11 protein-coding genes are annotated in these 14,739 nt (G+C 67.0%); 6 read left to right on the forward strand and 5 right to left on the reverse strand.

The window, feature by feature from the left end; translation table 11 throughout:
- Positions 1 to 9 precede the first annotated feature (9 nt).
- Complete coding sequence (locus tag ACFQS9_RS02980) at positions 10 to 552, reverse strand: Lrp/AsnC family transcriptional regulator (RefSeq protein WP_378401389.1); 543 nt, start codon at positions 550 to 552, stop codon at positions 10 to 12.
- Positions 553 to 715: 163 nt separating this feature from the next.
- Here ACFQS9_RS02980 and ACFQS9_RS02985 point away from each other — a divergent pair, with 163 nt between their 5' ends.
- The 3 genes from ACFQS9_RS02985 to ACFQS9_RS02995 all read left to right on the forward strand — a co-directional run bounded on the left by ACFQS9_RS02985 (position 716) and on the right by ACFQS9_RS02995 (position 7,071).
- Positions 716 to 4,183, forward strand: a complete 3,468-nt coding sequence (locus tag ACFQS9_RS02985; RefSeq protein WP_378401391.1) for an indolepyruvate ferredoxin oxidoreductase family protein — start codon at positions 716 to 718, stop codon at positions 4,181 to 4,183.
- A gap of 186 nt (positions 4,184 to 4,369) precedes the next feature.
- Positions 4,370 to 5,281 carry an NAD(P)-dependent oxidoreductase gene (locus ACFQS9_RS02990; RefSeq protein WP_378401393.1) on the forward strand — a complete coding sequence of 304 codons (912 nt, stop codon included), beginning with the start codon at positions 4,370 to 4,372 and terminating at the stop codon, positions 5,279 to 5,281.
- Between the two features lie 131 nt (positions 5,282 to 5,412).
- Positions 5,413 to 7,071, forward strand: a complete 1,659-nt coding sequence (locus tag ACFQS9_RS02995) for a PHA/PHB synthase family protein (RefSeq protein WP_378401395.1) — start codon at positions 5,413 to 5,415, stop codon at positions 7,069 to 7,071.
- 339 nt (positions 7,072 to 7,410) lie between these two features.
- On the opposite strand, the gene ACFQS9_RS03000 is transcribed toward ACFQS9_RS02995, so the two are convergent.
- The gene (locus ACFQS9_RS03000; protein ID WP_378401397.1) at positions 7,411 to 8,232 is read right to left on the reverse strand and encodes a CPBP family intramembrane glutamic endopeptidase; all 822 of its coding nucleotides are present in this window, start codon (positions 8,230 to 8,232) and stop codon (positions 7,411 to 7,413) included.
- Between the two features lie 161 nt (positions 8,233 to 8,393).
- On the opposite strand from ACFQS9_RS03000, the gene ACFQS9_RS03005 reads away from it, so the two are divergent.
- Complete coding sequence (locus tag ACFQS9_RS03005; RefSeq protein WP_378401399.1) at positions 8,394 to 8,591, forward strand: hypothetical protein; 198 nt, start codon at positions 8,394 to 8,396, stop codon at positions 8,589 to 8,591.
- A 120-nt stretch (positions 8,592 to 8,711) separates the two neighbouring features.
- Positions 8,712 to 9,188 carry a hypothetical protein gene (locus ACFQS9_RS03010; RefSeq protein ID WP_378401401.1) on the forward strand — a complete coding sequence of 159 codons (477 nt, stop codon included), beginning with the start codon at positions 8,712 to 8,714 and terminating at the stop codon, positions 9,186 to 9,188.
- 120 nt (positions 9,189 to 9,308) lie between these two features.
- Here ACFQS9_RS03010 and ACFQS9_RS03015 read toward each other — a convergent pair whose 3' ends face one another.
- Positions 9,309 to 10,541 (reverse strand): IS110 family RNA-guided transposase, encoded by a 1,233-nt coding sequence (locus ACFQS9_RS03015; protein WP_378401616.1) that lies wholly within the window; start codon positions 10,539 to 10,541, stop codon positions 9,309 to 9,311.
- A 388-nt stretch (positions 10,542 to 10,929) separates the two neighbouring features.
- On the opposite strand from ACFQS9_RS03015, the gene ACFQS9_RS03020 reads away from it, so the two are divergent.
- Positions 10,930 to 12,618: an HNH endonuclease signature motif containing protein gene (locus ACFQS9_RS03020; RefSeq protein WP_378401403.1), complete on the forward strand. Its 1,689-nt coding sequence runs from the start codon at positions 10,930 to 10,932 to the stop codon at positions 12,616 to 12,618.
- 59 nt (positions 12,619 to 12,677) lie between these two features.
- On the opposite strand, the gene ACFQS9_RS03025 is transcribed toward ACFQS9_RS03020, so the two are convergent.
- Positions 12,678 to 13,661, reverse strand: coding sequence for an NADPH:quinone oxidoreductase family protein (locus tag ACFQS9_RS03025; RefSeq protein WP_378401405.1), 984 nt, complete (start codon positions 13,659 to 13,661; stop codon positions 12,678 to 12,680).
- A 48-nt stretch (positions 13,662 to 13,709) separates the two neighbouring features.
- The gene (locus tag ACFQS9_RS03030; protein WP_378401618.1) at positions 13,710 to 14,738 is read right to left on the reverse strand and encodes a phosphotransferase family protein; all 1,029 of its coding nucleotides are present in this window, start codon (positions 14,736 to 14,738) and stop codon (positions 13,710 to 13,712) included.
- Position 14,739 lies beyond the last annotated feature (1 nt).

Consider the following 14,739-nt stretch of genomic DNA (forward strand, 5'->3'; position numbering starts at 1 on the left):
CGGAACAGTCTAAGTCGCTTCGCTGCCTCGTGAACCCTGGACGCCCTCACCCTTGTACGACGCCGCCGACCGCCCGTGCCCCGCCTCACGGGTGATGTGATCGACCAGCGGCTGCGTCCGGTACTTCACCGGCGTCGTCAGCGCGAGCGTGGTCGTGGTGTGCGCGACGCCGTCGAGCCCCAAAACGCTCTCGAGCACGTGCAGCAACTCCTCGTGCGAGGGCGCCGCGATGCGGATGAGCAGGTCCTCCCGACCGGTCGTGGTGTGCACCTCCAGCACCTCCGGGACCCCGCGCAGATCCTCGATGACGTCCTGGATGCGGCCCTGCTCCAGCTCCGCGCCGACGAACGCCTGCACCGGCAGCCCGAGGGTGGGCAGGTCGACGTCCGGGCGATACCCGGTGACCACCCCGGTCTCCTCCAGTCGCCGCATCCGGGACGCGATGGTGTTCCGGGCGACGCCCAGGCGGGCGGCCAGTTCCATCACCCCGGCGCGGGGATCGTCGGTGAGCAGTTTGAGCAGGGAGGCGTCGAGCCGGTCGATGCTGATCACTATGGCGACCTCATTCCAGTGTTGTACGTCACAACTGATCATATCCGTCAGCTCAACTCGCGGGTGTTGACGGTCACACCACCTGGGCAAATTATTGCTACACCTGATGCCCGATTGATTGCGCGCAACGTGACCCGATGCGGCGAAGAAACGGTGGACCGCGATGACTGAACTGGCCGATCGTCCCGTCACCCCGACGGCGGAGCTGCCCTCCCCCTACGACCTCGACGACCGCTATCGGTCCGGGTCCGGTCCGGTCCTGCTGACCGGCGTCCAAGCGATCGCGCGCCAGCTGGTCGAGCAGCACGTCCACGACATCCGCGCGGGCCGACGCGTCGCGACCTTCGTCTCCGGTTACCAGGGCAGCCCGCTCGGCGGCGTCGACAAGATGCTGCACGGGATGCCGCAGGTGCTCACCGAGCACGACATCACCTTCGTGCCGGGCTTCAACGAGGAGCTCGCCGCCACCGCCGTCTGGGGCAGCCAGGCGGAGCTCCCCGGGGGGCAGGCAACGCACGACGGCGTCATCGGCGTCTGGTACGGCAAGGGCCCCGGCGTCGACCGGGCCACCGACGCCCTGCGGCACGCGAACATGTACGGCGTCAATCCGAAGGGCGGCGTGCTGCTGCTCGTCGGCGACGACCCCGCCTCCAAGTCCTCCACCGTCCCCGCGGTCAGCGAGCGGTCGCTCGCCGCACTGGGGATCCCGGTGTTGTTCCCGCGCAACGCCGAAGAGATGATCACGATGGGCATGCACGGCGTCGCGCTGTCCCGCGCCTCGGGCTGCCTGGTGGCGCTGAAGGTGGTCGCGGATGTCGCCGACGGCGCCTGGACGGTCGACGGCGGGGTGTCGGACATCGACATCACCGTTCCCGAGATCGAATGGGAGGGACGGCCGTTCGTCTACAAGCAGCGACCGATGGCGGTCCCGACGGACAGCGTCATCGCCGAGGCCGACCTGTACGGGCCCCGCTGGGAGATCGTGCGCGCGTACGGCGAGGCCAACGATCTCGATGTGATCGAGGTCGACCCCACCGGAGCGACGATCGGCTTCGCGGCTACCGGCACCACCTTCGACTCGCTGCGTCAGGGCCTGCTCGATCTCGGCGTGGACGAGGCCGCGCTGCACCGCGCGGGGATCCGGCTGCTGCGCATCGGCATGCCCACCCCACTCGGCGCGAAGAAGGTCCGCGAGTTCGCCGCGGGCCTCGAGCAGCTGATCGTCGTCGAGGACAAGACGGCCTTCATCGAGACCCAGATCCGCGAGATCCTCTACGGCACCGAACACACGCCGCAGATCCTGGGCAAGCGCGACGCCGCCGGTCGGCCGCTGATGCCCGTCGACGGTGAGCTGACCGCCGGTCGGCTGCTCGGCCCGCTGCGCCGGGTACTCAAGGACCGGGTGGAGCTGAAGAAGGCTCTGCCCCCACAGCTTTCACTCGAGGTCCTGTCCGCCACCCGCACCCCGTACTTCTGCAGCGGATGCCCACACAACCGGTCCACCGCGCTGCCCGAGGGCTCGATCGGCGGCGGCGGCATCGGCTGCCACACCATGGTCACCATCTCGAACCGTGAGGACAGCGCCGTCACCGGGCTCACCCAGATGGGCGGCGAGGGCAGCCAGTGGATCGGCCAGGCACCGTTCACCGACGTCAAGCACCTGTTCCAGAACGTCGGCGACGGCACCTTCTTCCACTCCGGCCAGCTCGCCGTGCAGGCCTGTGTCGCGGCCGGGGTGAACATCACCTACAAGCTGCTCTACAACGACGTCGTCGCGATGACCGGCGCCCAGGACGCCGAGGGCGCCCTGTCCGTCGCGAAGCTCACGCACAAGCTCACCACCGAGGGCGTCAAGCGGATCATCATCTGTGCCGACGACCCCAAGCGGCACAACAAGAGGCAGCTCGCCAAGGGAACCAAGCTGTGGCACCGCGACCGCCTGGACGAGGCGCAGAAGGAGCTGCGCGAGGTCGAGGGCGTCACCGTGCTGATCTACGACCAGCACTGCGCGGCCGACGCCCGCCGGCAGCGCAAGCGCGGCACCCTGCCCACCCGCAACACCCGCGTGATCATCAACGAGGCCGTCTGCGAGGGCTGCGGTGACTGCGGGACCAAGAGCAACTGCCTGTCCGTGCAGCCGGTGGACACCGAGTTCGGCCGCAAGACCCGGATCGACCAGACCTCGTGCAACACAGACTATTCCTGCCTGGACGGCGACTGCCCGTCGTTCGTGACGGTCGAGGTGGTGCCGGGTAAGAAGAAGTCCGCCCGGGCCGAGCGCCCCGTGCCACCGCTCGCGGCCGAGCCGGACCTCGGCGAGCTGACCGCGACGCAGAACGTCTTCCTCGCGGGCATCGGCGGCACCGGCATCGTCACGGTCAACCAGGTGCTGGCCACCGCCGCGCTGCGCGCCGGGTACGAGGTGGAGTCCCTCGACCAGATCGGACTCAGCCAGAAGGCCGGGCCGGTGGTCTCGCACCTGCGCTTCTCCCCCGGCGCGCTCGAGCCGTCGAACCGGCTGACGCCGGGCAGCGCCGACTGCATCGTCGCGTTCGACCTGCTCACCGCCACCGACAACAAGAACCTGGGCTACGGGAGCGCGGCCGCCACCATCGCGGTCGCGTCGACCAGCCAAACCCCGACCGGCGACATGGTCTACGACAAGTCGGTGCGGTACCCGGACGAGCAGTCGCTGCTCGATCGCCTCGACGCGGCGTCGAAGTCGCTCACCGCCTTCGACGCGCTGGCCGCCGCGCAGGAACTGTTCGGCAACACCGCCGCCGCGAACCTCCTGCTGATCGGCGCGGCCTTCCAGAGCGGCGGGCTGAGGCTGCCCGCCGAGGCCATCGAGGAGGCGATCGGCATCAACGGCATCGCGGTCGCCGCGAACATCGACGCATTCCGCTGGGGCCGCGTCGCCCTCGCCGACCCGGAAGCCTTCGCCGCCGTCACCACGCGGCGCACGCATGCACCGGCTGCCGTGCCGGCACACCTGCTCGCCGACGCCACCTTTGACGGTGAGGTGCGACGGCTGGTGGAGTTGCGTGCGGGTCGGCTGGTCGAGTTCCAGAACGTGAAGGTCGCGCGCCGGTACATCGATGCGGTGCAGTCCGTCTGGTCCGCGGAGCGCTCGGTCACCGACCGGACGGAGTTCAGCGAGGCAGTGGCCCGCGGGCTGTTCAAATTCACCGCGTACAAGGACGAGTACGAGGTGGCGCGGATGCTGGTCGATCCCGCCTTCCTCGAGGACGTCGCGTCCCAGGTGCCGGGCGGCGAGAACCTGACCTACAAGCTGCATCCGCCGGCGCTGCGGGCACTGGGCCGCAAGAAGAAGATCGGCCTCCGACCGAAGTCGCATGTGGCACTGAAGATGCTGGCCAAGGGCAAGGTGCTCCGCGGGACCAAGCTCGACCCGTTCGGCTACGCCCACGTCCGCAAGGTCGAGCGCGAACTGCTGGCGCACTACACCGCGATGGTGCTGCGGCTCGCGAACGAGCTGGACTCGGGCAACTACGACAGGGCCACCACGATCGCAGCGCTGCCCGACGTCGTCCGCGGCTACGAGGACGTCAAGCTCGGCAACGTGGAGCTCTACTGGGAGCAGCTGCGGAAGCTCGGAATCGAACGCTAGAAACGACTGACGCGTTGACCGCGTCCTCTGGTACGCGCTCGATGCTGTCTCCAAACCGCGAATGGCGCCGACGCCCGCTGCGCGTTGCCGCATAGCTCCTGTACGGATTCTCCGAATTTGCAACCCAGCTCACTGATGCCATGGCCGACGTGTTCGCAGCGTGGCATCGACGGAAGGACATCACCTATGAAGATCTGTTGGATCGGTCTCGGAGCCATGGGGTTCCCGATGGCCGGGCACCTGAACGAGGCGGGGTACGAGGTCACCGGGTTCGACCACTCGTTGGACGCGTGCATCGACGCCGCCGCGGCCAGGATTCCCGTCGCCGATTCTGTCCAGGACGCCGCGGAGGACGCCGATGTCCTGATTACGATGCTGCCCCGGGGCGACCATGTCCGGGGCGCGCTGTTCGATTCGGCCGCACTGGCTGCGGCAGCGCCGGGTGCGCTGGTCATCGACTGCTCCACGATCGGCGCCACAGATGCCTGTGACATCGGCGCGGCAGTGGCGGCCACGGGGCGCCGTTTTCTCGATGCCCCGGTCTCTGGTGGCACCGGCGGCGCCCAGCACGCGACGCTGACGTTCATGGTCGGCGGCGCGGCCGCAGACCTCGATGATGCCCGGCCGCTACTGGAGTCGATGGGCACCCACATCTTCCACGCGGGTGCCGTGGGGACCGGTCAGAGCGCGAAAATGGTCAACAGCATGATGCTCGCGGTGAACATGCAGAGCACGTGCGAGGCCGCGGTCCTCGCGCGGCGTCTGGACGTCGCGCCGGAGACGGTCATCGAGATCGCCCGGTTGGCCACCGGCGACAACTCGGCGCTGCGTAACTACTACCCGGTCGCCGGCGCCGTCGCCGCCGCGCCGTCGAGCCGCAAGTTCACGGGCGGGTTGGCCGCGACCCAAATGCGCCAGAATCTTGGGCTCGCGCTCGACGCCGCCGCCGAACACGGGGTCGACGCCTCCGCCACCGCGGAGGTGGCACGCCGACTCGACCGCATCATCGCCGACGGCCACGGGAACTTGGACTACTCCGTGCTCGTGCGGCTCCTCGACGACACCGTCGACGCGGGCGTACCGCAGGCGGTCCGGTGATCGCCATCCGGGTCCCGTAGGTCACCTCGCGGCGGGACAGCACCACCGGCACCGACCTCGGGGTTCCGCCCGAACTGACCGCTGACGGTCACAGCATCCAACCCACAATCTGCAGCTCGGAGGAGATATCCATGGACACATCCCTGGTGGAACAGGCGTTGGGTGGCGGCGACACCAGTGGGGCGTTGGACCCCCTACAGATTGGTGAGGTGCTCGGGCGGTTGATCGACCCGCGGGCGGTGGCAGTTGAGGCACCCAAAGTGGTCGCGGAATGGGCCAAGGTTGCGCTCGGTCTGTCCGACATCGAGGTCCCCGAACGCGATGCCCAGTACGGAGATCCGCTGTGGCGGCAGCATCCGGCATTTCGGCGATTAGCCCAGGGGCATCTAGCGTGGACCCAGGCAGTCGAGCGCATGGCCGAGGAGGACGGGGCCGCTTGGCAGGACCGCGAACGCGCGCGCTACGTGACGAACATCCTCACCGGCGCACTCTCACCGGCCAATTTTCTGCCCACGAATCCGACCGCGATCAAACGCGCTATCGACACAGGCGGACTTTCGCTGCTGCGCGGAGCCCGCAACTTCGTCCACGACGTCGCCACCAACCGCGGCATGCCGGCCATGACCGACTCGAGCCCGTTCACTGTCGGGGAGAACCTTGCGTGCAGCCCGGGGGCGGTGGTGTACCGGGAGGAGATGTTCGAGCTGTTGCAGTACAGCCCGACAACCGAGAACGTCCGGGAGCGGCCGCTGCTCGTCGTCCCCCCACAGGTGGGCCGCCACTACATTCTCGACCTCTCGCCTGGCCGCTCGCTGGTGGAGTTCGCCATCGCGTCCGGGGTGCAAACGTTCACGCTCGTGTGGCGCAACCCAAGCACCGACCCGGACTGCGGGCACGGCAATTGGGGCCTAGAGGACTACATGTCCGCGGTCATCCGAGCCTTCGACGTCGTCAAAGAGATCACCGGCGCCGAGGACCTGAACCTGCTCGGCTTCTGCGCAGGCGGCTTCACCAGCGCACTCGCCCAGGCACACCTGGCGGCCAAGGGGTCCCGGCCGATCCACGCCGCCACCTACCTGGTCACCATGCTGGACACGCGACAACCGAACATGGTCACCACCTTGACCACCCCCGGGGTCGACACGGCGTTGACCCGCAGCGCCGACAGGTCAACGGTGATCGACGCAAAGACGATCGCGCACAACTTCAACTGGATGCGGCCCAAGGACCTGGTCTACGGTTACGCGATCAACAATTGGCTGCTCGGTGAAGCCCCCTCGGCCTACGACCTGCTCGCATGGAACGACGACGCGGCCAACATCTCGGCGGCCTACGTCCGCGACAGTACTGCCCTGATGGCCAGCGGCGACCTCGTCACACCGGGCGGTACCACATTGCTCGGCACCCAGATCGACCTCTCCGCAGTCGAATCCGACAACTTCATCGTCGCCGCACAGACCGACCACATCACCACTTGGAGGCCTTGCTACATGACCAGCCAGCTGTTGGGAGGCGACAGCGAGATGGTGGTCGTCAACAAGGGTCACATCCAAACCATCGTCAGTCCGATCGAAAAGTCGCGCCAAAAGTACTGGGCCGGGCCGCCCACCGGGCCGGACCCCGACCAGTGGCGCGAGCAGGCCGGGCAGCACTCGGGATCGTGGTGGCCGCACTGGGCCGAATGGCTGATCCCCAGGTCCGGAGCCGAACAGGTCGCCCCGGACCGGTTGGGAAGCATCAAGTACCCGGCACGAGAATCCGCACCCGGGCAGTACGTCCACGAGAAGTAGGGACATAAGCACAACAGCAACGCTGGTCGACCCCGCGTTCCTCGAGGACGTCAAGCTCGGCAACAGGGAGCTCTACTGGGAGCAGCTGCGCCGGCTGGGAATCGAGCTTCAACAACGGAGTTCCCGCTCCCGCAGAAGGCATTCGGTGGTCGAGCTTCCGCCGGGCGCCCTCTGCGACCAGAGGAGATCGACGGAACTTACTCGGGCCGTCGAGAACGCATCCGGACGGTGCCCTCGACCCGAAGGCAAGACCTCTCGCGAAGCCATGCGCTGCCTGAAACGTGACCTCCCTGCCCGATACGAATGGCTGGCGCACTCCGTACCGGGCAGGGGATGTCATCAGGCAGGGGCCGAGACCGCAGTATCGTCGGCGCGGTCGGCCGGTTCGATGCTCCGCCGTTTGACGAGAAGAATGATCGCGAGGATCGGGTAGGCCAGCAGCGGCGCGAAGGTACCAACGTACGCCTGCTGGTCCAGGAGGATGACGGCCCCGGTGAGCAGCGAGAAGTCGAAGAGTCCGTGCATGACGGAGTTGAGTGCGTTGCTGCCCGAGACACGCCGGGTGAGGTAGAAGAAGTACCCCGCGAGGCTGACGATGATCGCCTGAGGGATCGCGGAGGCGCCACCGCCCGTGAACGCGTTCGACAGGTGAACCACGCCGAAGATGAGGCTGGACCACAATGCGACCTGGCCCTCACGCAAACCATGTTGGCGCAGCACCGTCACCCCGACGCCGCGGAACATGCCCTCTTCACCCCAGCCGACGAACTGCGTGGCGATGAGGAGACACACGATGAACAGCCAGCCCTTTTCCGACAGCGCGCTGTAGTTGATGCCCAACAGGATTGCGCCGAGAAGGATCGCGGGCACGACCCAGACCCATCGGTTGACCGGGCGATCATCCTTCATCACCGGACGCCACCACCCGAGCGCGGCGATGACCCCGTAGGTGAAGATGACGGAGAGTCCGAGCGGGATCAGCATGGTGAAGACCACCCCCCGGGTGGTCAGGGTGTCGTCCTCGTCGGCCCAGCCGCCGATCAGCATGCCGCTGATCTTGATGATTGCCAGGTATGCGACGACGATCACGGCGAAGGCCAAATAGGAGAGGCGGCGACCGGTGATTCCGGGCGGCGGCGCCTCATGCTTTGGTGTATTCACTTCGCCAGACTAATAAACGCCCTTGCCCCATGCTGGCCATTTGGAACGGTGTGGGTCGACGCTTCCTCGGCTTGGCAGCACACACAGACATCTCAGTTCGCTGAGACGCAACTGATGGACTCTCGCGCGGCATGCGGCTCCTATCGCCATATCCTGAGTGAGTGAGCGCGAACCCCGCTGCAGATCAGATCGCTCGCCTGCAGGCCGAGCGGGAGGATCTCCTGCTCGATGGCCGCGAACTCGAGGCTCGCCTGGACCGATTGAGGCGACGGCTCGATGATGTCAATGCGGAGATTGCCTCGCTTCGCCGGGTTGAGGGCGAACTGCTCCGGCGCCACCCCGAGCTCGAACAGGACTGATTCTGAAAATGTGCGGCCGCTAACGCACGACCGTCCCATAGGGCTCGACGACATGAACGCCACCGCACTCGGTTCGGGTGACCACCAACGGGCACGCCCCAGACTGCCTATCGTGGCTGTATGGGGCATAAATGGGGGCGGATCGCGGCAGCGACATCTGCGGGAGCACTGATCCTGACGAGTTGCGAGACCAACACGGACGTGCCGGCAACCTTCGCCGCCACGGTGACCGTCACCGGCCACGCAGACCGAGCATCGGCTGCCTCCGGCGTGTGCACCATCGGGACGGTTCCGGTCGCCCCGAACGACAGGGTGGTCATCCTCGGAGACAGCGGTGCTGCCTTCGCAGCGACGGCGCTGGAGGTCGACTCCATCGATGAGAATCCCGATGGCACGGGCGTGTGCACCTACACCGCCCCCTTCGAAGCCATCCCCGAGAACCAGAGAAACTACGTCATCTGGATGAACAGAAACTTCACGGAGAAGTCCTTCACGTCCGACGAACTCAAGAACGGTACTACCTACCGCCTGTGCAGCTCTGTACCCACCGACAGCAGCCACGGTGCGGATGTACTAGACAGCGGCTGCACGCCCTGACGTGGAACACCGTCCAAGGGCCTTCAAACGATCCATGGCCTCGGGATCATGCATCCGTCCCCGACGCTGGGCAGCTGTCTGCTCTGGACGCTGTCGGTCGGGGCTCTGTACCGGGAGCCGTCAAGCCGCCAACACTGGAGCACCAGGGAAGGCGCGTAGCTCGTCGTAAGCCTGCCGTGTTCGTAGGCAGGTATGGAGCTGGCCGAGGAGTTTTCCGAAGAGGTGACGTTGAGCTTGTCGACTCCAGTCCCCGGCAGTGCGACGGCGGTCGAAATGTTCCCGGGCACCAGGCGAGCTCTGGATCGCGACGAGCGTCCAGAACGAGCCGACCGACGCCAGTCGATTGTTCTTGATCTGCCGGTGCATCACCACGGTTCGCTTGCCGCTCGCGCGAGTGACCGGTGAAGCGCCGGCATACGCCTTCAATCCGCGCGCATCAGCGAATCGCGTTCGATCGTCCCCGATCTCGGCGAGCAATCTTGCCCCACTGACGGCGGCGAGACCGGGAAAACTTGTAATGATCTCGGAATCCGGATGGCGCTCGAAGTGCTCGGTTGTCGCCGCGGTCAGGGCCTCGACCGCGGCGCAGGCAGCATCGAGTCGCTGCACCAGCGTCCGCAGTTGGATGCCCATTGCGTGCTCAACCAACTCAGGCTGCCGTAGCTGGCTGGTGCGGAAGACCTCACGAAGTCGGGCCGTGTCGGCGTCGACGTTGCGTTGCCGGCCCGCCTTCCTCAACAGCGCACGTAACTTCACGGGCGTCAGCTTCGCCGCAGCACCGGGAGTTGGAGCGGCCGCGAGAATCATCCGAGCGTCGGCTCGAGTTATCCCGCCACCGCTCAACGCGTCGTACGCAGTCAGAGCGGCCGGGAAGTAGTCCTTGAGCAGCGATCGGATCTGGTTGCCGAGCGCGGTGCGTGCCCACACGGCGTCCTGTTGGGCGCGGGCGAGAACCTTGATCGCGCGTGCGAGGTCGGTGTCGTCCGGAATCGGCCGGTGTGAAGAGCGGTCGAGGCGCAGGATGCTGGCGAGCATGACCGCGTCCGCAGCATCGGACTTCGCGCCGGAGACGGTGCGCTGGCTGCGGTACCTCGAGGCAGAGAGCGGGTTGATCGCATAGATGGGCCGTCCGGTCGCCCGCAGGGCTGTGACCCACAAACCACGGTCGGTTTCGATGGCTACCGGTATCGGGTCCTCGGCCGTGTCGCCTGCGTCGGCGAGCATCTGGATTTGGCGGGCGAACCCGCCGGCGTCGTTGGCCACCCGTTCCTTCACCAGGACTGCCCCGGTGTCGTCGATGATGGCGATATCGTGATGGTCGTCGGCCCAGTCGATCCCACAGAATCTGTCCACCTGCTGCACTCCTGTCACGTCGAGGAACAGGGTCGGTCGAACCGCAGTGGAGTCACACGACGCCCTAATTGCAGGACTCACGCAGGATGCGGGTCCGTCATCTCATCAGTCGTGTCGTGACGCCAGCACACCGCAGGAGCCTCGATCTATCGAAGAGCTCGCAGCTCGTGAACACCACATGAGAGGTCGATCCCTGCGGCCGGCTCGCACCACGAGCAGGACACCACCGAAACCCTCCACGCCGGGTGAGCCGTGCCGTTCTCTGTGTGAAGGCGTCTCCGACAGCGAGCACCAGGAACCCATGAGCGTCACGCCCACACCGGCGCGGAAGGCCCACGCACGCAGGCGATCAAGCCCGCGTAGGAGTCAATTAGGAACCCTCTAGACAATGTCGGCTACTCCCGATAAAATCGCACATATGTTCGATAATGGGTCGGCATCGGGACTGCTCGACGGCGTGCCGGATTGTGAGCAACCGGCAACGCTGACGGCGCAGCACGCCCGCATCGCCCGCGAACAGTTTCGCGAAATCTATGCCGTCACAGCTGTTTACCTCGCGCGCTGCGAGGAAGACGCCCGCCGCGGCAAGAACGAGGCCCACCAGGGCGAATTCGCGCACGTCGAAGTCGCCGCGATCCTGCACATCACCGAACGCGCGGCCACCGCGATGATCGACCTCGGCTGCGACCTCCGTTGTCGCCTGCACCGAGTGTCGGCCGCGCTCGAGACCGGAGAGCTCGACCTCGCCCAGACCCGGGCGATCGCCGACGCGTTGACGAACGTCTCCGACGACAAACTCGACGACATCGAGAAGCGCCTGCTCGACGGCGCGGGACGGCACTCCTGCACCAAGCTCAAGCAACGCGCCAGGCGTCTGATCGCCCGCCTGGATCCCGACGGGGTCCGGCGGCGCCGCGAACGCGCCGAAGAGGACCGCGACGTCCGCACCCACGCCGCCGACGACGGCATGTCGACCTTGGAAGGACTGCTCCCCGCGACCGGCGCACAACGACTTTCGATGAGACTGCGGGAAATGTCGCTACAGGTCTGCGCCGACGACCCCCGCACCCACGCCCAACGCCGAGCAGATGCACTCATCGCCCTCACTGACGGCGCCGACCACCTGCCCTGCCAATGCGGACACGAGCACTGCACGGCTCAGAACGGCAAACCGCCGCAACCCAAAGCGACGATCCTCGTCGGTGTCTCCGCTACCACCCTGCTCGGCCTTGACGAACTCCCCGGTTACCTGCACGGCTACGGCGCCATAGATGCAGACCTCGCCCGCGACCTCGCCGCCGACGGCACGTGGACGCAGGTCCTGACGCTGTCCGACAAGGATCGCCAGCGCGTCATCAGGGCTCTTCTCGACGACCTCCGTACGGCATCACCCGAACTATTCACCCACACAACAGAAACGGGCACGAGCAACGACGGACCGTGGGTCTCCGGCCGACGAATCGACACCAACCCGCACGGACCGATTCTCGGCGTAGGCAAAGCCCTCACAGCCGCGGGCATCACCCCATCCTCGATCCGCAACCGGACCAAAGCCTCACACGAAGCCCTCACCTACCAACCCAGCAAACGCCTCGCCGAGATCATCCGAACCCGAGACGGCACATGCCGCTTCCCCAACTGCACTGCGCGAGCCCAGGATTGCGACATCGACCATACAGTCCCGTTCAACCATGCCAACCCCGCACGCGGCGGGCTCACCATCGAACAGAACCTGGCCTGCCTGTGCCGAAAACACCACCGCCTCAAGACCGAGGGCTACTGGACCGTCACACAGATCGGCGCCGGCCGACTCGAGTGGACCGACCCCCACGGCACCCGCACCATCACCGAACCCATCGGTCCCTTCACAGACCCCGACGACAACACGGGTAGCGACCAAGACACCACCGAACGCGTACTCCATAACATCGCCGACCACAACAGGGGCTGCGGGGTCGAGGACGACCTCGCCTACCTCCTCGACACCCTCCTACCGCCCGACTGGCGACACCTCAAACCCCGCAAACCCGCCAGACCGATCCTCGTCATCGACCTCGACCAACCGCCGCCGTTCTGAACTCAATCCCACAGCACCCCACCGGTTTAGGTGGGGACCGCCAGCAGCAGCCTTCCGATTCAGGGCTGGAACACGATCCGGCCGACGGTGGTCCCGTCGCCGAGCCGCCCCAGTCCATCAGCCACCTCGGCGAGCGCGAGCCGCTCACTGATCAGCGGCTTGATCGCGCCCTCGGCGGCGAGCCGGGTCAGCTCGACATGGCAGTCGTCAATGGCCTGCTGGTTGTACGCCTTGTACAGACCCCAGTGCAGCCCGATGATCGAGTAGTTCTTGATCAGCGCGTGATTGAGGGCAGGCTGCGGGATGGTGCCGCCCGCGAACCCGATCACGATGATCCGCCCCTCGAAGGCGATGCACTTGGTCGATTTCGTGTAAGCGTCGCCGCCGACCGGGTCGAACACCACGTCCGCGCCGCGGCCGCCGGTGAAGTCCTTGACCGCGGCCACGATGTCCTCGGTGTGCCGGTCGATCACCAGATCCGCACCGAGCCGGCGGCAGTACTCGGCCTTGTCGGGTCCGCCGACCACCCCGATCACCCTCGCTCCGGCCGCCTTGCCCAGCTGCACGGCAGCGCTCCCCACCCCGCCCGCGGCGGCGTGGACCAGCAGGGTCTCGCCCGGCCGCAGCTGGGTGCGGCGGTGCAGGGCGAACCAGCCCGTCTGATAGCCAATGCTCAGCGCGGATGCCTCCGCATCGTCCAGGGAGGCGGGCGCCGGGAAGGTGTTCGCCTCCTCCATCACCGCCAGCTCCGCGAACCCGCCACCGGGCAGGCTCGGGTTGCCGATCACCCGGTCCCCGACCGCGAACCGGTTGACGCCGTCGCCCAGCGCGACGACCTCGCCGCACAGCTCGACGCCGGGGGTGAACGGCAACGGCGGCTTGATCTGGTATTCGCCGCGGCACAGCAGCACGTCCGGGAAGTTCGCGGGCGCCGCCAGCACCCTGACCATCAGCTGGCCGGGGCCGGGCACGAGATCGACGACCTCCTCCAGCCTCAGTACGTCGCGCGGTTCGCCGAGTTCGTTGACGCGCCAAGCCTTCATGATGCCTCTCCTGACCACTACGTCGATGGGTGATGGGTGGAATCCGGATCAGATCCCGGCACCCGCCGCGACCTCGCGGGCCTTGCGCACGAGCGCGTCGATCTGTCCTGCGGTGGGAGTGCCCGCGGCCGCCCTGTTCCGCGGGTTCTCCATGGCCCGCCGCATGACGCCCTCGCCGATGACCGCGATCTTCCACAGACCCAGCACATGCCAGAACGTCAACGCCGCGGCGTCCCGTCCGGTCTGGTCCAGGTAGATCTCGGCGAGCTCCGCGCGGGTGGGGAAGCCCGCCAGTGTCGATGCCGGGAAGTCGCCGATGGCGTCCTCCCCCGGCTCCGGCCAGTAGGCGAGCATGCTGCCCATGTCGGCCAGCGGGTCGCCGAGCGTGGACAGCTCCCAGTCCAGCGCTCCGATCACCTCGCCCGACTCCCGCGAGACGATCACGTTGCGCAGATGGAAGTCTCCGTGCACCAGCGCGATCTCGCGCTGCTCGGGGACCGCCGCGGCGAGCCGCCCGGTCAGGTCGTCGAGCTCGGGTAGTTCACGGGTCTTGGAGACCTCCCACTGACCGGCCCACCGCTTGAGCTGACGCTCGGCGTACGGCTTGTGGCTGGCGAGGTCGGTCAGGCCGGTCGCGTCGAGGTCCACGGCATGGACCCTGGCTAGGGCCCGCGGCAGCGAGACCCCGATGGCCCGACGCCGCTCCGGCGCAAGCGATTCCACGATCGGTATGGTGTCGACGATCTGGCCGTCGATGAACTCCATCAACACCAGCGGGACGTCGGACACCGCAGGATCCTCCGTCACCCCGAAGATACGGGGGGCGGGCACGTCCGTGTCGGTGAGGGCCGCCATGATCCGCGCCTCCCAGACCACGTCGTGCGCCGAGGCGAGCAGGTGACCCAGCGGAGGACGACGGAGCACCCACCTGCGTTCGTCGTTGTCCCGGACCAGGAAGGTCAGGTTCGACTGCCCCAGTCCGATCCGGTCGAAGCTCAGCGGTGCGGTGAATTCCACACCGAGCGAGCCGAACCACCGCGTCACCGCCGCCGGGTCGAGCCCGACCGTCTCCCGCACG

Source organism: Rhodococcus daqingensis, from assembly GCF_042665615.1.
Classification (GTDB): Bacteria; Actinomycetota; Actinomycetes; order Mycobacteriales; family Mycobacteriaceae; genus Rhodococcus_G; species Rhodococcus_G daqingensis.

What these genes read in the sequence shown, in the direction of transcription:
- ACFQS9_RS02985 (WP_378401391.1), top strand. Translation starts at nt 716, where the DNA reads ATGACTGAACTGGCCGATCGTCCCGTCACCCCGACGGCGGAGCTGCCC.
- ACFQS9_RS02990 (WP_378401393.1), top strand. Translation starts at nt 4,370, where the DNA reads ATGAAGATCTGTTGGATCGGTCTCGGAGCCATGGGGTTCCCGATGGCC.
- ACFQS9_RS02995 (WP_378401395.1), top strand. Translation starts at nt 5,413, where the DNA reads ATGGACACATCCCTGGTGGAACAGGCGTTGGGTGGCGGCGACACCAGT.
- ACFQS9_RS03010 (WP_378401401.1), top strand. Translation starts at nt 8,712, where the DNA reads ATGGGGCATAAATGGGGGCGGATCGCGGCAGCGACATCTGCGGGAGCA.
- ACFQS9_RS03020 (WP_378401403.1), top strand. Translation starts at nt 10,930, where the DNA reads ATGTCGGCTACTCCCGATAAAATCGCACATATGTTCGATAATGGGTCG.
- ACFQS9_RS03025 (WP_378401405.1), bottom strand. Translation starts at nt 13,661, where the DNA reads ATGAAGGCTTGGCGCGTCAACGAACTCGGCGAACCGCGCGACGTACTG.